Origin of the sequence: Desulfatitalea tepidiphila, from assembly GCF_001293685.1 — a bacterium.
Taxonomy (GTDB): domain Bacteria; phylum Desulfobacterota; class Desulfobacteria; order Desulfobacterales; family Desulfosarcinaceae; genus Desulfatitalea; species Desulfatitalea tepidiphila.
Window position 1 is genome coordinate 14,748 of record NZ_BCAG01000003.1, and the last position, 19,786, is coordinate 34,533.

Here is a 19,786-nt window from a genome sequence, read left to right on the forward strand (position 1 = left end):
TCCATGCGCCCGGCCAACATCCTTCATCTCGGAATCAAGGAGTTGCGCAGCCTGATGCGCGACCCGATCATGCTGGTGCTGATCGTCTATGCCTTCACCATTTCGGTCTACACGGCGGCAACGGCCATGCCGGAGACCCTCAACAAGGCGCCGATCGCGGTCGTCAACGAGGATCGCTCACCGCTGTCGTGGCGCATCGTCAGCGCCTTTTACCCGCCTTATTTCGTGACCCCCGAAATCATCGACCACGCGGAGATGGATGCCCGCATGGATGCCGGCCTGGCCACCTTCGCCCTGGATATTCCGCTGAACTTCCAGCGCGATCTGCTCGCCGGGCGCCAACCCACGATTCAGCTCAATGTGGACGCCACACGGATGAGCCAGGCGTTCACCGGCAGTGGATATATCCAGACCATCGTGAGCGACGAGGTGCGCGCTTTCGTGCAGCGTTATCGCGAGGTGCCAGCTCTGCCGGTCGATTTGGTGCTGCGCGCGCGCTTCAATCCCCAGCTCAACAAGTCATGGTTTGGCGCCGTCATGCAGGTCATCAACAACGTGACCATGCTCTCCATCGTGCTAACCGGCGCGGCGCTGATCCGCGAGCGCGAGCACGGCACGGTCGAGCATTTGCTGGTCATGCCGGTCACGCCATTCGAGATCATGACGAGCAAGGTGTGGGCGATGGGGCTGATCGTCCTTGCCGCCACTGCCACGGCACTCACCGTCGTCGTGCAGGGCTGGCTTTCCGTACCGATCCAGGGCTCGCTCGCGCTGTTCCTGGCCGGCACGGCGCTGCATCTGTTCGCGACCACCTCGATGGGCATTTTCCTCGGCACCGTCGCCCGCTCCATGCCGCAGTTCGCCTTGTTGCTGTTGCTGGTGCTGCTTCCGCTACAAATGCTCTCCGGCGCTTCGACGCCGCGCGAGAGCATGCCGGAGGCCGTCCAGTACATCATGCTCGCCGCGCCCAACACGCATTTTGTGATGTTGGCTCAGTCGATCCTGTACCGGGGCGCTGGCCTCACGGCGGTCTGGCCGCAGTTCGTCAGCCTGGCCCTGATCGGAACGGCATTGTTTGGTTTCGCGCTTGCGCGATTTCGGAAAACCATCGAGACCATGGGATGAGCAGAATGACGGCAGCCCCGATGCTCACCATAAATCCCGGAGTGATCCACCCGGGAAGGAGAATCGCCGCCATCCTGATCGGCATGCTTTTGCTCGCGCCCACGGCGGCCTTCGCCGCCGAGAAGGCGGAGAAGGGCATCCTCAGCCTGGTCCTGGAAAACGACCTGTTCTACAATACCGACCGGAATTACACCAACGGGGTGCGTGTATCCTGGTTGTCTGCCGAAGACAAAACTCCGGAGTGGGTGTTGCGCCTGGCCGACAAGTTCCCTTTGTTCCCTGTCGGCAAAGCCGTGCGGGCGAGCTACGCGGTCGGCCAGAACATGTATACTCCGGAGGACATCACTTTGCGGGACCCCCCGCTCGATGACCGCCCTTATGGCGGCTGGCTCTATGGTTCCGTTGGCTTAATCGCCGAAACCGGGCAACGTCTTGATCAACTCGAATTGACCGTGGGCATGGTAGGCCCCGCCTCGCTTGCTGAACAGACCCAGAAGCGCGTTCATTCATTCGTGAACGCGGATGAACCGCGAGGCTGGGACACCCAACTCAAGAACGAGCCAGGGTTCATCCTGGCCTATAGCCGCAGTTGGCGTAGTTTGGTTGCGGAATCACTGCTGGGCATTCCCTTCGACCTGACTCCGCATGCGGGTGGCGCCCTGGGCAACATATTCACCTACGCCAATGCCGGCTTAATGCTGCGCTACGGCAAAAACCTGCCGCTCGACTATGGCCCTCCCCGAATCCAGCCCAGCGTGCCGGGCTCAGGCTTTTTTATTCCTCGGCACGGTTTCGGCTGGTATCTGTTTGCAGGCATTGAGGGCCGGGCCGTCGCCCGCAACATCTTTCTTGACGGCAACACCTTTCGCGACAGCCGCAACGTAGACAAAGAACCGCTGGTGGGAGACCTCCAGTTCGGTATCGCTATTACCTGGCGGAACCTGCGTTTGGGTTATACCCATGTGCTCAGGACACGGGAGTTCAAAGGCCAGGGCGACCGCCGCGATGATTTCGGGGCGCTCAGCCTTTCACTACAACTTTGATAGTGCGCGTTACGAGTAATGGATCAGTTGGTTACTTCGCTATCCTGCCTGGTCTTTTTGAAGCCCGACTGACGGGCACACCAAAGTAGGCGAAATGACCTTGCACAACAGATCGTAGCCATCTCCATCTGGCAGGGGCTGCGGAAGAAAGAGGATGCGCTGGGAAACGAGATGGAGCAGGAACTGGACGTTCGCGCCATGCCCATCCGCCGTGCGGTCTTCTGGTTGGTGGTGGGGCTGGCGCTTTTAATTGTCAGCTCCCGTGTACTGGTCTGGGGCGCGGTGGAGATCGCCCATGGATTCGGAGTCAGCGATCTGATCATCGGCCTGACCGTGGTCGCGGTCGGCACCTCGTTGCCGGAACTGGCTTCATCAATCATTGCAGCCAGGAAAGGCGAACACGATATCGCTCTCGGTAATATTCTCGGCTCCAACCTGTTCAACACCCTGGCGGTGGTGGGGATCGCCGGTACGATTCACCCGCTGGCCGTTGGGCCGGAAGTCTTCAACCGGGACATGCTGGTGATGGCCGCACTGACCCTGTCGCTATTCGTGATCGGCTATGGATTCCGGGGACCAGGACGTATCAACCGCATCGAGGGCGCGGTGCTGTTGGTCTGTTACGTGGGCTATACGGCCTACCTGATCAGCACGGTTTTTGGCGGGCAGGCATAGGTCAATTCGATTCCGTTTTGGGAACCGAACCGGCGTCCGAAAACTGGATTCGAAGTTGTTGCTGCTCGACGCCAGGTATCCGGTTTTACTGCAAACCCGTCACCCTCGTCCGGTGCCGGGAAATCAGGGGAGAAAATCGTTTCTCTGGTCGGGTTGTTGGGAAGTGGTTGTGTAAGATGACTTCGGCGTTTATTATCAAGGAGTTACGAGGAGCGCGGGCTTTGAGACTGTTTTGCGGTAGGTCGGCGTTCCCTCCACCATTTAGAAAAGACAAACCCGTCTCTCTGGGGTCATTCTCCGGGGTGACGGGTTTTCTTTTTGCCCTTATATTCAAGGCCTTTGGCGTATTTAACATCTTTCAAAACCATTCTCCGGTCACCCGATTTTCTCTATTTTCCAGCCCTTCATTCTCTGTTTGGCCCCTGATTCTCCGTTTTGTACGGACCAAGTCCGATTCGCGTCCGGAAAGCTATATCCTTGCCTAACAGGGACTTACGCGAAATTGATTTTTTGGTGGTTGTGTTAAGTCCGCGCCCGGTGTTGCAACCGGACTTATTTTTCGAACTCACCATGCACCAAACGAAAAGGAAGCAGAATCAATCCGGATTTCCTCTTCAATGAAAAATGCTGCAAAGATAATAGCGAAGGCTCATCTATAAATATCCTAAGATGGGCGTGTATGTGAAATAATTTTAGCTGGTTATCAACAATAGATTACATGCAGTCAACTTTTCTATTTACAACTCCAGTAACATAGGGCGAAACTTTGTATCAGTTGCAACAGACAAAAAGGTTCGGTTACGATATCGGATGATTAAATAAATCCATTTTAATCCGAATCGAGGTAAAGAATGGCATGTTTGTGTGAACAAATCGCCGGTAATGATATCGACCTATCGCCAATCTGCATCGGTCACCTGTGGGTATTCCAGAATCTCGCAGCAGAGGAAATTGAAGCGCTTAGCCGTGAAGCATTACGGAAAAAATCGGAAACAGGTCAATCGCTGTTTCTGCAGGGAGACCCGACCAACGAAATGTTTCTAATAAAAGGTGGGCGCGTCAAGCTTTCTAAAGTGCTCGAAGACGGCACCGAACTGACGCTGGATATCCGCAAGGCCGGTGATTTTGTCGGTGAAAACATGTTTTCGGAAGAAAGCCAATACCCAGTCAGTGCCTATTGTCTTGAAGATACCCTGACTTGTGGCTTCAGCCGAAACCAATTTGAAAAGTTGGTTTTGCAACACCCGAAGATCGGATTGCAGATTATTAAGAACCTGAGCGAAAGGATTACCTGGTTAACGAGACGCGTGGGTAGTCTGGCGGTCACGAATATTGAAGACCGGCTCTACCGCGTACTCATCACGGTCGCCAAAGAGCATGGGACGATTAGTCCGCAAGGAATCGTTATCCAGTTCCCTTTAACCCATGAGGATCTGAGCTTTTTAACCGGCGCACACCGTGTCAGTATAACCCGTGCCATGCAGGCGCTTAAGAAAGCGGGCAAAATCATCCATAAGGACAAGCGGCTCATCCTGCCTGCAATGAAAACAGCTTAGTCACCTCTCCCCGCCTTTTTTTTTGAATCATGTAACAGTTGCTACAGACATTTGCCCTTAGGACTCCTATGGTGCAGCTAAATTCAACCCCACCAGTAAGGAGCAACATTCATGAAACCCCAAATTATCGGAATTTCGGGAAGTCCCATAAAAAATAGCAACACGGATCGTTTGATCCGGTCAGTACTTGAAAGCAGCAATCTATCTTCCGAGTTTGTTAAACTCAGCAAGATTAACGTGCGTCCTTGCATCGCCTGCCTCGGGTGTAAAAAGGACAACATCTGCAAGGTTAAGGATGACTTTCCCGAATTGGCCGAAAAAGTTCGTCATGCCGGTGCTGTTGTTGTTGGCGGATATTCGCCCTATGGCGCGGTCGATGGGTTTACAAAGGCATTTCTGGAACGTCTGTTTTCATTGAGGCATCAAAACGGCCTCAACAAAGGTAAGCTGGCGGTTGTAGTGACCACGGGTATCGGGCGTGGTGCCCCCGGTCTGGAGGAGGCAAGCAATCAGATCGCCCATGCCTTGAATCTGGAGGGTATGAATGTGCTTGGACAGCTGAAGGTGACCGGCAATCCGGAATGCATGGTTTGCGGCTTCGGCCAGACCTGTCCGATGAGCGCACTGCCCTGGATTTTTGGTGATGACACCGAGGTAACTCCTGAAAAATTCAGTAATGTGGAAGATCAAACAGAAATCTGGGAAAAAGCCAAGGTGTTGGGGCAGGAGATCGCTCGCAAGCTTGGCGATCAGATGCGGATGTAAACCCCAAATAGTCTCTCATCCACATTGTAACCATTAGAGAGGAGGTGATTTTAATGCCAAAGTGTGGAATCTGTGGCGGTGACGCCCCCAAACAGCCGTGTATCACGGAGGATGGCAAATGTGATCTTTGCGGTCGCAAGGTCGTTCTCGAAGAGGAAAAGAAGAAAGAAAAAAAAGATTGATATCATCTGTTTTACCATTATGAGCATCAGAAAAATCCATTTCGTTGGAATTCAGGTGCTCATTTTTTTGAAACTCGGCGTGTGTGTCGGATCCTCACGGAATGATTTTTTTTGTATATTCAGAATTCGGAAAACAGCGATAAAATACAAATCAAGCATTCGTCCCATCAAATCCGAAAAGGGCGCGTTGCTCGCTCCACTCTTCCGAAAAGGACCGGGTCAATCTGGCCAGCGAAAGCCCGTCTCGTTCCTCTCCATTGATGATGGCTTCGACGATGTCTGGTGCCAATGTAGTCAATTTTAGAATACGCGTTACATAGGAGCCGTCGACCTCCAAACTACGAGCCAGTTCACTGATCGATTTGACCTGCCCGCTCTCGAGGATTTCTACCCAAGAAAAGGCCCGCGCCAGGGCCTGGACGATAGCCGCCTGAATTGGTTCTGCGGCGGCTGATGAATGCGGCTATCCATACTGTTCCGACGTACTGCAGAAGTGAGGAATGCCCGGTTCATTTCTCGCTTTTCGGTTTTTGGCCGACACCACTATATATTGTGGTGAGCCGTTTATTTAAAAATGGAGGAAAAATTATCTTTACATATGTGCCGGCTGTAAAATCGTAGAGTAATCACACGCAATTTGGACTTCCGAAAATCTGTAGGTACAATACCAGGCTCAAATTGAGACGCAATCAATTCAACAGACCGTTACCGTGAGATAATCACCGGCTTATTTGGAGGGCTAAATTTTCATGTAACATACAATTTAATTGTAAAATTCCACGAAAACACCCTAAACACCTTAACACCTGCTCAAAGATCACCAACAACCGATTGAATATATGCCATTTATTTCCAAAAATAGGTGTTTACCCCCTGCCTGAACACCTATAAACACCCTAAACACCGTATAAATCTATCCTTTCGCAGCAAGAAACCACGCCATTTCCACTCCATGATCCATCATATCTTCGTCTATCCATATATATAAATCATTGAACCACCCAATCCACCCCTGTTTATCAACCCAACCAAGGAGGCAAATCCATGATCAATCAACTGATCCTGATTGGTAATCTCGGGAAAGACCCAGAATCTTTTTTCGGGAGCGAAGGGAACCAAATCACATCATACCCTCTTGCATTCAAATCGGGACGCGAAAAAACCAGCTGGATCAAATGTGTCTGTTTCGACAACAACGCCGAGGTCGCTGAAAAATATCTCCATACGGGCGCCCGTGTATGTGTTGTTGGGTATCTTCAGCAAACAAAGTGGAAAACCAACGATGGCGAAAACCGAAGCAGTTTCGAGATGATTGTAAACAAGATTGAATTCATCAAGACAGACGGCAGGGGATTTGGCGACAACCCAGCCGATGATATCCCCATCTGAACCACAAGGAGGGCGATGAAAACAAGAACCGTTGAACTGATCATCGCAATAGGACTTGAGCTACTCGACTGGCTCAAAATCATACTCACGGAGAAACGGAGGAACCATGACGGCAAAAGAGATACAGAAAAGAAACCAGAAGGCGGAACAACTTAAAGTGCTGCAAAGCGATGACGGCCAATACTTCGTTGAAAGCAGCGAGGGCAAGATTTTATACAACGTGATCATCAGCGATGCCGGAGATAGCTGCACCTGCGGAGACTATGCCCGCAATGTGAAAAAGTCACCCGATTTTAAATGCAAACACATCCTTGCCGTATACAACGCCATTCCCCAAAAACAGGTCGAAGGGGCCACATTTCTGGAACGGCAAGCTCCAAAACTGGATGAACGCTGGATCACCAAGATCGAGGGAAAGGAATTTGTCAAATATCCGGGCCTGCTCGATCTGGGACATCAAAAGGGCATATCCAGCATCGAAGTAGAAATCGTTCAGATGCCCACCGGGGACAATGGACATTTTGCTGTGTGTCGGGCAACCGTGATGTCAAAGCTGGGTGAGACCTATTCGGACATCGGAGACGCAAATCCCTCCAATTGCTCAAGCAAGGTGTCCAAGCATCTGCTCAGGATGGCCAGCACCCGTGCCATTGCAAGAGCGCTGAGGTCCTATACCAATGTGGGGATGACCGCTTTGGAAGAGCTTGCTGACATCAATGAAGCCATCAACGAAGGGGGAAATCATGAGCATCCTAAAGCGCAATCCAGACCGGCGAAAAAGGCTCCTTCAAAGGCGCCGAAAAAGAGTGCAGCTGAAGATGAAAAACAAATCCAGGACGCAGCGCAAGTGGCTTCTGCCGTGGAAAACCAAAATCAACCGGAGCCTTCTTCAAACACTGCTTCAAAGAGTCCTGCCCGTGCTGGAATGAGTGAGGCACAACGCCGTGCCATATTCAATCTGTCCAGACGCCGGGGAATCAGCGTGGAAGAGATCGAGTGCATGGTTGAAGAATCCTATGGTGTCACGCTCGACAACCTAACGAGCAGCGATGCTTCGGCGTTCATCCGGCAACTGCAGACGGCTGCCTAACCTAAAGATAGCAGATCCTTAACGTATGCCATTTTAAAGGCGATAGGCAGATCCTAACTCGCGCCAACCGGATGCCTATCGCCTTCGTAATTTAAAAAAAGCGCAGCAACTGCGTTTTTAGGATGCCTATGAGGAGGAACTGATAATGGTTTTAAGTGAGCTCAGGCAAACGCCGCACCTATCGGCATCGAGCATCAATGAGTATGTGGAGTGCTCGTTGCTGTATAAATTCGGGCGCATCGATAAACTGCCCATGGAATTTAAATCCGATGCCCTTGAGTTTGGCACCTGCATTCATCGGGTGCTTGAAGAGTATTACAGCGCAAGAATGATCGGTGATCGGATGCTGTTAAAGGACGTTCATGAGTTTTTCGTTTTCAAATGGTTGGAGATTGCCAAGGGACGCACCGATATCAAATATGCCGATGGCAAGGATTACAACTCCTACCTGATGTACGGACGAGACCTTCTCACAGCATGGTACAACAAACTTCCCGATGACGATTTTACCATCCTGGCCATAGAAGAGGCATTCAGTTTCAATCTGCCGGGTATCGATATTCCCATCATCGGCGCAATGGATCTGGTCGAACAGGACAATTCCGGCACCATCATCATTACCGATTTCAAGACATCTGGTCGGGCCTATTCAAAGGATGAGGTGGACAGCAATCAACAACTGACCATGTATCAGATCGCCGCCAAGCAAAATGGATACGCCGATCATGAGATCCTGCTGCGCTTCGACACCTTGATAAAAACGAAAGTACCTCGTTGTGAACAGTATTGGACTACCCGTACAGAGCTTGATGAACGGCGCCTGATCAAAAAGGCCAGGCAGGTGTGGGATGGGATATCAAAGGAAGTGTTCGTGCCCAACGATACCAGCTGGAAGTGCAAAGGGTGCGCCTACAAACAGGCCTGTGACGCTTATCTGGAAGGAGAAGAGTATGACCAAGCGAGCCATCCATGACGTTCAATCGTTTTTAACGTTCATGCAGTCAGACGGGGACCGGGTCTATCAAATTGTGAATGTGGAGTTGTTGCTAAGACGCCATCCACCCGAGGCGGTCGTGTCATTTTTGCAGGAACTTCATAAAGATTACGGCAAGGCGCTATCCAAACTGATCCAGGAGGACAAGACCAGTTCCCAGATCAATGAGCTGGTGGCCAAGCGCTTCCGCATCAAGATGGCCATCAACACGATTCGCAACCTTGAAAAGGAGGATCAGGCAGCATGAGCGAATTAAATCCCAAACAACAAGAGGCTGCCCAGTTCAAAGAGGGTATCGCCGCTGTGATCGCAGTGCCTGGAAGCGGTAAGACACGCACCATGATGGAACGAATCGGGATCCTTGTCACTGAATACGGCATTGCTCCCGAGCATATCCTGGGGTTGACCTTTACCAGGAACGCCGCCGACGAAATGAGATCACGCCTGGTGCCGGTATTGGGAGAGATGTCGTCACGGGTCCGATTGTCCACCATCCATTCGTTTTGTCTGCATCTGCTCAAAGTCGAGGGCAAAGTCTTTGAAATCCTTTCTGGCAAAGAGCAGTTGGTGTTTATCAAAAACGTCATGAAAGGCCTTAAGGTAAAGGATTTGACTGTGGGCACCGTGCTGCGTGAAATCTCTTTGGCCAAAAACAACATCATCGATCCGGTAGAGTTTAAAGCGCTGTTTGAAGGCGACAAGACCATGATGCGCATTGCCGAGATCTATCAGGCATACGATGAAGCCAAGGAACACAAACTGCTGCTCGATTTTGATGACCTGCTGCTTGAAACCTACTTCCTGCTGCGGGATAACGATGAAGTACGAGCGAAATACCAGGGAAGCTTCCAGTCCATACTGGTCGATGAATTCCAGGACACCAACCCGGTGCAGTTCGAGTTGTTGCGGCTGTTGATTCGGGAAAATGGCAATCCTGACGCTTCGAGTTTCTGGGTGGCCGGCGATGATCATCAGGCGATCTATTCCTTCACTGGTGCATCCGTTGGCAATATCCTCAACTTTCAGTCCATGTTTCCAGGTTCCCGTCAGTTCATTCTCGACTTGAACTATCGTTCCACACCTCAGATCCTGCGTGCCTGTCAGAACCTGATCCGTCACAACGTCAAGCAGATCCACAAGGAATTAAAGACCGACAACGCCGATGGAGATGATGTCGTTGTCCTCGAAGCATCCAACGAAGAGACTGAAGCCATGGGCGTGGTCAATGAAATCGTGGATCTTATCGAGCGCCGCGGATATCAATACAGTGACGTTGCCGTATTGTATCGAGCAAACTTCCAGAGTCGCTATGTGGAAGAGGCCTTTTTGCAAAACAAGATCCCGTATCACATTCAAAGCGGCCGGACCTTTTATGATCGTTACGAGGTCAAGTGTTTGCTCGACTATCTGCGGGTGATCCATGCCCCTGACAGCGATGAAGCAGACGAGGCGCTGCTCAATATCCTCAATGTGCCGGTCCGCTATGTGAGCAACCAGGTCAAGGACCAATTAAAAGATTACTGCCGAAAGCGGGGGATTCATCTGTATGCGGGATTGAAATCCATGATCATCACGGTGCCGTTCGTCCGCAAGCTGGTTAAAGAGATGGTGGCATTCATGGATCCGTTAATAGAGCAATCAGAATCTCTGGAACCGGTGCAGGTCATACAGAAGATTCGCATCATCTGGGACTATGATCGTTTTATCGTGGACGAAGACATTCCCAGCCCCGATGACATCAAGATTTCAAACATCAACCAATTGCAATTAGCGGCTGCCCGTTATTCAAACATTGCCGCCTTTCTCGAATATGCCGACAGCTTCACGGACGAGACAGTGGGTGACGACAAGGAGGGCGTGAGTTTAATGACCGTGCATAAGGCAAAGGGATTGGAGTTTGCCGTGGTGTTCGTGATTGGTCTGGTCGAGGGACTGATGCCCAGCGGTAAAGGAAACCTTGAAGAAGAAAGGCGCATATGTTTTGTCGCCATCTCAAGGGCCATGAAACTGCTGTTTGTGTCATACCCGTTGCATTATTTGGGGCAACCAGCCAAAAAGTCCATGTTCCTGGATGAAATGCTCGGCAAGCGTGACGTCGACCTGCATCAATCCGCCGCTTAAAACCCCGCACAACCGCTACAGCACCCGTTCTCTCTATACCCCATATCGATTCACACTTTATATAAAAGGAGGTCCAATCGTGGATTTTCAGCTGATTCATTTCAGAGACGCAGACAAGATCATCGAGCAAAAGGCAATGGTCTCGGATGTGGCCATGACCATGGAATACGTCTTTACCGCCCTGCAAGGATCGCTTTATCGAAAAGAGTTGCTACGACTGGCTCTGGATGAAATGGGATGGCGTGTAAGTGGATGTCTCAACGTCATCGCCGGCCGCCGTTACCAATACAAGGGATTCAAGCACGGTGTGGCCATCGACGGGCATTTTAGCGCCTACGAATACATCCTGGAGGGCCTGATGCGACTTCAGGTCGGCTATGACAAGGGCAACATCGAAGCAGGGATCCTCATGTTGACAGCCAAACGAAGTGAAAAAAGTCCTTATGGGGATACCGTGAGCATGGTCAAAGAGGACGTGGATTCGCTTTATCCGACCATATCCATGCCCGTATCGATATGCCTGTTTGATTTGGGAGAACCTGATCTGCCCGAATAGATGGAGGTGATGACATGGCTTACCCATTTGAAAAGATGACGACCCGTAAGTTGAGAAGCAAACTGCATGAAAAATGCAAACGGGATCGTTGTCATTGTGAAAACTTTGACCGTTCAGAAGCAAACCCATTGAACATCAACTCCCGCAGATCCAATCCCACCCATTGCAAAATCGACAAGATCCAATCCAGTCGGTAACCATCACCATCAATCAATAAATTCAAATTTTCCGGAAGCCACCCGTCCGCTTACATGGATACGCACCCTGTAGAGTCGTCAGGGAAAATATAATGCGTCAGGTGGTGAAAGGCGCATCTTTCGGAAATCAACCCTTAAAGGAGAATCGTATGAAACCCAATTTGACCACCCTTGGCAAAGTGTTCGACCGCGTGGATGCAATGTCTGAAAACTGTTTCGATCAGAACATCGCCGTGCCGGACATATCGTTTGATAATCTGGACATCGTTCGCATTGCAGGTGAACCCCATCCGCTAAGACCTGTGGCGCAACGATCCATATCCAATCGTCTGGGGATCCCATACCCCTATTTGACCCGATGTCCTGCCGATGTGCAGGCGATGAATTTGAATCACTGGATCAAGCATGAGAAAAATGACCAGTTGCTGTTCCGTTTCGATGGACAGGAGGTGCGGGCAGTCTTTACCACCAAGTATATTCCCGTGGACAATTTTGAAGTGATGGAGCGCCTGGACTCTCTGGGATACAAACCGGAAACTCCGGTTCAATGTCATCTCGATACAGAGTTCATGTCATTGAGCATCCCTGATGGACAGAAAGCGTTCGACATTAATGGAGACAAATTCAAACCAGGCATATCGATATCGAATTCTGAGGTGGGTCTGGCATCACTTTCCATTGCGGCGTTTGTGTTGAGACTGGTCTGCACAAACGGTCTGGTAGCAAAGTCGGATGTCTCTGCGTCATATCGGCATGTGAGCACCAAGATCTTGAGTGAGTTTCCAATCGTGATGGACAAGGTATCGCTGGAGTTGGGTGCTCAGCGGGAACAGTTCCGGCTGTCGTTGGAATCTCGGGTTGAGAATGCCGAATTGACCCTGGCCAGCTTCAATCGTCAGTTTGCGTTAAATGGTGGTGAGAAGGACGCTGTGGAATGGGCATGGCCTCAGGAAGCGGGAGAGACCATGTTCAATGTGGTCAACACGTATACCAGAGCCGCACAGATGGAGGGATTGGCGGCCGAATCGAGTTTTCGTCTGTCGCGGGTTGGCGGGAATATATTGGGGATGTTGAACTGATGAGGGAGCTGCAGTTCGTTTTCTGAGATGTGGGATGTGGCCCGGTGGGTTTGGAGGGGACACCGGGCCAAGTTCCTATCTTCGCTGTCTTTTTGAACAGCTTCCGATTGGCAAAGACCCAAGCGAATATCGCGCCCTGCTGCCTCAAAACATTGATCTATATTTAAACAGTGTTTCCCTCGTAGCCGGAGGGAAATTTTTTGACCCTTACTCTTTAAAAATTCCAACCCAAATGCGATGATCAACATAAATTATCGATCTTGAAAATACGTCACCGACTTTTTCCCCGGTCGCTAAATTAATGGACCTCCCCAAGATAAGCTTCTGGGATTAAACTATTGTCCTGAATATTATCACAGAAAGTACCGAGGTTTTAAAAGAGCTTAAAATTAAGTAAATGCCCAACCAAATCAAAATAATTTTGAATGGGGCATTCATTTTTCATTAACAGCTCTAAAACGTCTTCCTTTTTCTTTTCACCATCCCCTTTTGAATTTGTATATTCAAGGCCGCCATAAAAATACTCAAAGCTTTCGTTATCCTTGTAAATAGAAAATTGAAGTATTGCCATCACGCGGGACACCTTTTGAATCTCATCTCTATTACGACTTCTAAGCTTAGATATTTCTTGGGCGTCGTTAGTATTAAAATAAGTTTCATTATTAATCATATCATAACAATAATCATGAATTTTATCTAAATGCATTGTAACCTTTGCTTCAACTATCTTTTGTTTTTGGGGTGTTTCAAATGAAGTCCATTCTACTTCTTTTACGAATTGATTTCCTTCGATACCATCTCCAACAGACTTCGTTCTGTCGAAATTGAGAACTCCATTCTTCACTTTATCAATTGCGCTTGTACCACAAGCAGATATGAATGAAGTTAATAGAATTAACAACATTAGTTTGGTCTTAATCGAAAACATTTTTGCCCCCTTTCACTTTTTCGCCCTTATCAAAATCAGTTTAGTTCTTTGGGATGTCTCCAATAATCGTAATATCCAACATAACAGCTTCCTTTTTCGGCAATGATGTATTTGAATATCGACATACAAAAATATTTCTTTAATCTAAATTCCGAAAAAGCATTTAGGTTTGCCTTCGGCCTTGGTATATTAATAATGACTCAACTTTCGGAAATGGATTGAGAAGACGAAAATATGGTCTATGGCACTTATTTCATGAAGAAATAAAATGAAGAGCCCTGTCTTTTGATTTATAGTTGATTTTCCATTTTTCATAATAATATCAAATAGAAAAAGCTCGAACGGGCCATATCAGCATTGCCTCCCAATCGCAAGACCCTGTTTATGTTCAAAGCAAAATCGATGACTCCTTTGGCCGTTTTTAAAATCGCAACGCTCATGCACCGATGTGGAGTGCGCAAACACCACGGCCATAGTGTTCACTCTTTGACAAAAGCCATATTCACACTGCCCTTTGTCGGTAAGAACTTCCTCCGCGGCATCGTGCTCAACAGCGAATTGCCTTTCGGCAAAGACGCCGCCTACGAATTACTCAAGGGCGAGACCTACAATTTGCGCCGTTTGCTTATCGCCCTGGGCCTGCGGCTGTTTGGTGTTTTTAACCGCCTTCCCAGCGATGAACGCGAATCGGCGTTTATCATTGATGAGCCCGTATGTCCGTTCCCGCTCCAAGTGGGTGGAGCCGCTCTCGCGTGTCTGGGATCACAGCACCGGCCGCTACTTGAAAGGCTTTCGGATGCTCACCATCTGCTGGTCGGTCAGAGAAACTCCTCTGTGCCGGCCATGAATCATGTTGCCCCTTGGCCTGGGCGTCGGGTACGCCGTTTATCGGGTGGTGAGATGGATGATTTAAGCAGGTCCCTGCCGCCCAAATTGGCATGATCCTGTGTGAGAATCCGTGTGAGAAAAAGTTTCCAAAACTGACCAAAATATGGAAAATTTACAAAAATGTAGGAAATATATATCCAATGGTTTCAATATGTTGTTATAAAATTAGGAGGTTAGGAAACTCAGAGGTCTTGCCTGAAAATCCCCGTGTCGGCAGTTCGATTCTGTCCCTCGGCACCATAAAAATCAGGGGTTTACAGCGTTAGCTGTAACCCCTGTTTTTTTCTGTGTGAGAATCCGAGCGAGACTTTTTTCTGGCCCGTTCGAAAACGGCGATGGCATCGCGTTCCATATCCCCAATGCTGTGAAGATAGATTTCAGTGGTTTTGCGATTCTCATGCCCCAGGATTCTTTGAATGGCGCCGAGTGGCACATTGCTGCCATCCATTAATGAAGCGCCGGCATGTCTTAGCGGATGAAACCTGAAATATCGCACGCCAGCTTTTTCACATAGTCGTTTCATAAGCTTTTTACGATCGTCAAATGGCCCTTCCACAAAGCAACCGTTTTTGCGGCTCCAATATCGGTGCCAAAAGACCCAAGGCTTGCTTGCATCCCGTTTGTCGTAGCGACTTTTCAAGACCTCGTAAAGCTTCTGGGTCATAGGAATCTTGCGAGGTGTCAGGTGGCCGCCTTGTTTTTTTCGAGTGTACAAAATGACGAAACGGGCATCCAGATTCACATCTTCCCAACGCAGACGGTTAATTTCACCTACCCTGGCCATAGTTTTTCGAATGGTCCATAAGTAATCCTGCGTTTCAGGGTCGTCTCGGACTGTATCTGATAATGAAAAACTGCCACTTACTCAATTGCCATCCAAAGAGCGCGTCTTAGCCCATACCTTCTGGACCGTTTATTTCAATTCGTTCAATGAAGCGTTTTAAAAGCCCTGGGAAGCATTCGATGACGAGATTATGGAGACGAACGACTGGGGTCACACCATCTATATTGATTGCTGCTTTTACGGAGAAATACAACTGTATTGGGATAACAAAGGGGTGCGGTATGTGATTAAACAAGAAGACGATAACCATGAATATTTGAAACGAGTCTTGGATCTTAAGATGGTTGAGCTTGCAGCTATAGAAAATTAAGGGCCGTTCCACGCTCATATCGAACGGCCCCTTCCATTTATAACCGTTATAAGTTAGACCCATCCAGGTCAAAAAACTCCTCAGGCACCTCACGAGTATACCACGTATGCCCACAACCGCCCCATTGGACCGTTTACGTTTGCCGGTCCTTGATACATCTGGTACATTGAGAAACGTGATGATGAAGATCAAACTTAAATATGGGGGCGATTATGATTTCAGTGGACAAGGAGAAATGTAACCGTGACGGGATCTGTATCGCTGAATGTCCGGCGCAAGTATTGGAAATTATCAAAGAGGGTGATTTCCCGACGCCCACAGTCGATTTCAATGCCATCTGTCTGAAATGCGGGCATTGCGTGGCGGTTTGCCCTACCGGTGCCTTTTCATTGGAATGGCTTTCATCAGAGGAATGTCCTCCGATAAGACGCAATCTGGATCTTACTCCCGAACAAGCAGAGCAATTCCTTCGATCGCGCCGCTCCATACGGATTTTCAAAGACGAGCCGGTCCCCCGAGAGAAACTTGAAAAGCTTATTCAGGTTGCCTGCCATGCCCCTTCTGCGAAAAACTACCAACCCTGGCACTGGATCGTTGTGGAAAATCCGGCACAAGTCGCCAAACTGGATGACATGATAGTGGATTGGATGAAATACAGAATTAAATCCGAGCCGGAGTTAGCGGAAAGGTTGAAGCTGCCTCGAATCGTGAAACTTTGGGAGGGGGGGCTGTATAAGACCTTGCGAAATGCCCCGCATCTTTTCATCGTTCACGTAGAGAGTGATTGGGCTTATGGTGTCGAGGATACCGCTTTGGCTCTGAGTTACGTTGAATTGTTCGCAGGAACCCTCGGTCTGGGCGCCACATGGTCGGGCTATTTTTATTCCGCTTACAACAACTATGCTCCTTTGGCCGAGGCGGTGCCCATTCCGGAAAACCACAAAGTGGTAGGTGCGATGATGATCGGCAAACCAAAATTCAAGTATCAACGGTTACCCAAACGTAACGAACCGCGCATTGAATGGCGTTAAGGTTCAGCTGGTATCTTACAGTATTGGAGTTCGTTTGCCCAGGTTTCCGGTTAAGATCTGAACCTGAAAAGAATTTGACATTCTTAGTTTTTTTACCGGTCAGAACTGATTACAATCCTTCTTCTGGACACTCATAGGTGTAGCCATGGAAAGTTTAAATACGAGTAGAGTGGCCATTGTCAATACAGCGGATCGCCAAACTGGTGTCGCTGCGTCGATCCGTGCGCTGGACATAAATCCGGTAAAAAACAAGAATGTGCTGATCAAGCCTAATTTCAACACTGCGGATCCAACCCCGGGATCCACGCACAACGATACCCTGGCGGCCCTCGTGGAAGAGATATGGAAGCTGGGTGCCAAAGCGGTTACACTCGGTGAGCGCAGCTATCCGCCAACCCGCGAGGTCATGGAGCAAAAAGGGGTCATTGCGCTGTTGGAAAAGCTGGATGTCCGATTGATCGATTTCGACAGCCTGGCTGAAAAAGACTGGGTCAAGATTGATTTAAAGGATTCACACTGGGAAGACGGCTTCCGGGTAGCCCGGCCAATCCTTGAAAGCGAGTGCCTTATAACTACTTGCTGTCTGAAAACCCATCAGTACGGGGGAATTTTTACCTTGTCCCTGAAAAACCATGTGGGAGTAGTCCCCACTACCCGCCATGGCTATAATTACATGCGAGAACTCCACTCATCGCCCCACCAGCGTAAGTTGATTGCAGAAATAAACGTCCCCTTCAAGCCCGCTCTGGTTGTCCTGGACGGGGTAGAAGCATTTGTGGACGGCGGACCGGCAACCGGGAAACGCGCCAATGGCAATGTTTTCGTCGCATCTACGGATCGGGTGGCAGTTGATGCCGTCGGCGTGGCGATTTTAAAATCGTTGGGAAGCAACGAATCCATAATGAAACCGAAGATATTTGAGCAGGAACAAATTGCGAGAGCATCGGAACTGGGGCTTGGCGCATCATCGCCTTCCCACATTGAGGTGATGGCCGCTGATGAGTACAGCCGTGAATACAGGGATAGGGTGGCTGCCATTTTAGACCAGGGTTGAGGCGATTGAAACCGAAGTGTCTCTTGAACCGATCACTTGTGTTTAAATAGGTGAATAAATGGAGCTTCGAGAAGCTATTGCGGAAGATCAAGCATCCGGATTACCCTCTCTTACTCTTTTGATATGACCGATGGTCTGAAGTCCCCGCTTCTCAATATCCTTTTCTATCAGGCGATCCCCAGCGGTTTAAAGGCCTGCTTTTGATTGTTCTAAAAAATTGGAGTTGAGATTGGATTGGTTTTTGCGCAGTTTACTGCGTATTTTTAATCAATAAAGGCTATGCTCACCTCAAAACTTTCTCAAAATCCTCCCGTAAAACCATCTGGTAATATTCTGTGTTATGTTGACGAACTGTTGACTAAATTCCCACCGCACAGTCTCAAAATATCCCAAGTCGTTCTTATTACGATATAAGCTACTCATCAAACTCCAACGTACCATGTTCGACGTCATCATGATTCTTGACCTTAGATTGCTCTATAGCCAAGCAATAAAAACCCAAGGGGATTCTTCAACTGTGTCTGCTTCAATTGCCTTGATGGCTTTTCATATGATAAGACTCTGAACATGCTTAGCAAAACCATAACAAATTGCCCTGGGTGCCTTCCATCGTGTTATTGTTCGAGGCTTTGAGCGAATAGTGATACTTCCTACAGCTCAGTGTTGAATGAATAAATTCATAATTCGGAGGAGACATGGCCGATCTTAACTTGGCAGATACTATCGATGTTTTGGTGAACCAAAAGGAAGCTGAGGTGATCAACATCCGCCGTGATATCCATATGCATCCGGAAGTTTCAGGAAAAGAAGAACGAACTTCGGGTATTGTGGCCGAGTATCTCGAAAAACACGACATCGAGGTACAGCGTTGCAAAAATAGTTTCGGAGTCGTTGGCAGGTTGAAAGGAAGCAAACCTGGACCAATCATCGCTTTGAGAGCCGACATGGATGCTCTACCAATACGGGAAAAAACAGGGTTGCCATATGCATCCAAAATTGATGGCCAAATGCATGCCTGCGGTCATGATGTTCATACGGCAGTTCTGATGGGTACCGCATCGGTGCTGTCCACCGTGAGAGATAAGCTTAATGGTACCGCAATTTTTCTGTTTCAACCATCGGAAGAATTTTTTCCTGGAGGCGCTCTGGGACTAATTGAGGAAGGCGGTATCGACAATCCCAAACCCAATGCCATTTTTGCCCTACACACTAGTCCGATCCCCCTTGGGAAAATCGCCATTTCCCCCGGACCGGTGATTGGCTCGGTCAGCTCACTGAGTTTACGTATTTTTGGCCGTGGCGGCCATTTTTCGGCACCTCACTTGGCAGTGGATCCTATTCTGGTTTCATCGAATGTGGTCGTTGCCTTAAGTTCCATGGTGCCGCGCCGAGTGAACCCTATGGAAAATGCTGTGCTTACATTCGGTATGATCGAGGGGGGAACCAGGGATAACATAATCGGTGACATGGTGGTTCTTAGAGGGAACATCGGATCTTTGAACGAATCGCTTTGTGTGAAACTGATGGAGGATCTGGAAAAGACAGTCAAAGGTATTACTGAAGGTATGGGAGCAACCTATAAACTAAGGTATATTCATGGCTATCCGACGGTCCGCAACGATCCGCATCAAACGACCTATGTCCGGGATGTTGCAACGCGGGTGATCGGAGAGTCCAACGTTGTCCCATGTACACCCTCACTTGGTGGCGAAGACATGTCATACTTTCTAAATAAAATTCCGGGCGCCTTTTTTTTCCTTGGAGTACACGATCCTGATAGCGACCAGCCGCCCGTCATTAACCATGATCCAGCTTTCGCACCTGACGAACGGGCCATTGCCATCGGCATGAGACTGATGTCCCGTTTGGTAACAGATGCTGCTGACTAGCCTTGCGATGTATGTCGATTGCACGGTGAGAGAGTAGACACCGATCAACTCAAGACCGCTTATCAAATAC

General features: G+C 49.2%; 18 protein-coding genes. 16 read left to right on the forward strand and 2 right to left on the reverse strand.

What is annotated here, in order from left to right:
• Positions 1-3: 3 nt before the first annotated feature.
• From DFT_RS04745 to DFT_RS04805, 12 genes are all read left to right on the forward strand, one after another.
• A complete protein-coding gene (locus tag DFT_RS04745; protein WP_028577480.1) occupies positions 4-1,125 on the forward strand; it encodes an ABC transporter permease in 1,122 nt (373 codons plus the stop codon).
• Positions 1,126-1,130: 5 nt separating this feature from the next.
• Positions 1,131-2,168 carry a lipid A deacylase LpxR family protein gene (locus tag DFT_RS04750; protein WP_200907020.1) on the forward strand — a complete coding sequence of 346 codons (1,038 nt, stop codon included), beginning with the start codon at positions 1,131-1,133 and terminating at the stop codon, positions 2,166-2,168.
• 171 nt (positions 2,169-2,339) lie between these two features.
• Positions 2,340-2,843 carry a sodium:calcium antiporter gene (locus DFT_RS04755; protein ID WP_200907021.1) on the forward strand — a complete coding sequence of 168 codons (504 nt, stop codon included), beginning with the start codon at positions 2,340-2,342 and terminating at the stop codon, positions 2,841-2,843.
• Positions 2,844-3,694: 851 nt separating this feature from the next.
• Positions 3,695-4,399: a Crp/Fnr family transcriptional regulator gene (locus tag DFT_RS04760; RefSeq protein WP_054030111.1), complete on the forward strand. Its 705-nt coding sequence runs from the start codon at positions 3,695-3,697 to the stop codon at positions 4,397-4,399.
• 111 nt (positions 4,400-4,510) lie between these two features.
• A complete protein-coding gene (locus DFT_RS04765) occupies positions 4,511-5,164 on the forward strand; it encodes a flavodoxin family protein (RefSeq protein WP_054030112.1) in 654 nt (217 codons plus the stop codon).
• 1,226 nt (positions 5,165-6,390) lie between these two features.
• Positions 6,391-6,735, forward strand: coding sequence for a single-stranded DNA-binding protein (locus tag DFT_RS04770; protein WP_054030113.1), 345 nt, complete (start codon positions 6,391-6,393; stop codon positions 6,733-6,735).
• Between the two features lie 106 nt (positions 6,736-6,841).
• Positions 6,842-7,825 (forward strand): SWIM zinc finger family protein, encoded by a 984-nt coding sequence (locus DFT_RS04775; protein ID WP_054030114.1) that lies wholly within the window; start codon positions 6,842-6,844, stop codon positions 7,823-7,825.
• Positions 7,826-7,970: 145 nt separating this feature from the next.
• On the forward strand, positions 7,971-8,798 hold the full coding sequence (locus DFT_RS04780) for a RecB family exonuclease (RefSeq protein ID WP_054030115.1): 828 nt from the start codon (positions 7,971-7,973) through the stop codon (positions 8,796-8,798).
• Complete coding sequence (locus DFT_RS04785) at positions 8,776-9,066, forward strand: hypothetical protein (protein WP_054030116.1); 291 nt, start codon at positions 8,776-8,778, stop codon at positions 9,064-9,066. The genes DFT_RS04780 and DFT_RS04785 overlap by 23 nt, the downstream gene beginning before the upstream one ends.
• Positions 9,063-10,940, forward strand: coding sequence for an ATP-dependent helicase (locus tag DFT_RS04790; RefSeq protein WP_054030117.1), 1,878 nt, complete (start codon positions 9,063-9,065; stop codon positions 10,938-10,940). The genes DFT_RS04785 and DFT_RS04790 overlap by 4 nt, the downstream gene beginning before the upstream one ends.
• A 79-nt stretch (positions 10,941-11,019) precedes the next feature.
• Positions 11,020-11,496: a hypothetical protein gene (locus DFT_RS04795; protein ID WP_054030118.1), complete on the forward strand. Its 477-nt coding sequence runs from the start codon at positions 11,020-11,022 to the stop codon at positions 11,494-11,496.
• Between the two features lie 346 nt (positions 11,497-11,842).
• On the forward strand, positions 11,843-12,772 hold the full coding sequence (locus DFT_RS04805; protein ID WP_054030120.1) for a DUF932 domain-containing protein: 930 nt from the start codon (positions 11,843-11,845) through the stop codon (positions 12,770-12,772).
• A 373-nt stretch (positions 12,773-13,145) separates the two neighbouring features.
• Here DFT_RS04805 and DFT_RS04810 read toward each other — a convergent pair whose 3' ends face one another.
• Positions 13,146-13,700 carry a hypothetical protein gene (locus DFT_RS04810; protein WP_054030121.1) on the reverse strand — a complete coding sequence of 185 codons (555 nt, stop codon included), beginning with the start codon at positions 13,698-13,700 and terminating at the stop codon, positions 13,146-13,148.
• Positions 13,701-14,084: 384 nt separating this feature from the next.
• Between DFT_RS04810 and DFT_RS04815 the strand changes: the two genes are divergently transcribed.
• Positions 14,085-14,642, forward strand: coding sequence for a hypothetical protein (locus DFT_RS04815; RefSeq protein ID WP_152971861.1), 558 nt, complete (start codon positions 14,085-14,087; stop codon positions 14,640-14,642).
• Positions 14,643-14,850: 208 nt separating this feature from the next.
• Here the strand turns inward: DFT_RS04815 and DFT_RS04820 are convergent, their stop codons facing one another.
• Positions 14,851-15,372 (reverse strand): tyrosine-type recombinase/integrase, encoded by a 522-nt coding sequence (locus DFT_RS04820; RefSeq protein WP_076750392.1) that lies wholly within the window; start codon positions 15,370-15,372, stop codon positions 14,851-14,853.
• Positions 15,373-15,954: 582 nt separating this feature from the next.
• Between DFT_RS04820 and DFT_RS04830 the strand changes: the two genes are divergently transcribed.
• From DFT_RS04830 to DFT_RS04840, 3 genes are all read left to right on the forward strand, one after another.
• Positions 15,955-16,773, forward strand: a complete 819-nt coding sequence (locus tag DFT_RS04830) for a nitroreductase family protein (protein ID WP_054030124.1) — start codon at positions 15,955-15,957, stop codon at positions 16,771-16,773.
• Between the two features lie 145 nt (positions 16,774-16,918).
• A complete protein-coding gene (locus DFT_RS04835) occupies positions 16,919-17,827 on the forward strand; it encodes a DUF362 domain-containing protein (protein WP_054030125.1) in 909 nt (302 codons plus the stop codon).
• Between the two features lie 695 nt (positions 17,828-18,522).
• Entirely contained in the window at positions 18,523-19,716 is a 1,194-nt protein-coding gene (locus DFT_RS04840; RefSeq protein ID WP_054030126.1) for a M20 metallopeptidase family protein, read from the forward strand.
• Positions 19,717-19,786 lie beyond the last annotated feature (70 nt).